Source organism: Polaribacter sp. BAL334 (assembly GCF_015767435.1).
In the GTDB taxonomy this organism is placed as follows: domain Bacteria; phylum Bacteroidota; class Bacteroidia; order Flavobacteriales; family Flavobacteriaceae; genus Polaribacter.
Map to the genome: position 1 here is coordinate 1 of NZ_JADWOV010000007.1, position 407 is coordinate 407.

Consider the following 407-nt stretch of genomic DNA (forward strand, 5'->3'; position numbering starts at 1 on the left):
AAAGCAGATTTTGACATTGACGTTGGAGCACCAATGCCTACAATTTTATCAAATGAACATCATATTTATCTGATTTTCTATGTGAGTAACGTTGACCCTAATTGGGACGGTTCTACAGTTCATATGCGGACAGAAAATGATGAAAAAATTGTGACCGTCAAGTTTGACCGATTTGCGCAATTCAAATTTGGAAATCCAAATGACGAATCGATTAACGGACATCCATTATACGAACTCGGACTTCAATCTTACTCAATTCAAAAAGTGACCGAATCGGAATGGATAAAAGAATTGATAAAGATGAATTCTGTCCATCCATATCACAAAGACGAACAATTTTCAAAATATGAGCATTTCATCTTCTTCTTTCACGACACCTGCTTTGAAATTGTAGCTGAAGGCTATTC

The 407-nt window shown here is 35.9% G+C and carries 1 protein-coding gene; it reads left to right on the plus strand.

Going from position 1 to position 407, the window contains the following annotated elements:
* The coding region (locus tag IU405_RS00035; protein WP_197436634.1) for a hypothetical protein at positions 1 to 407 on the plus strand (407 nt) is incomplete at both ends.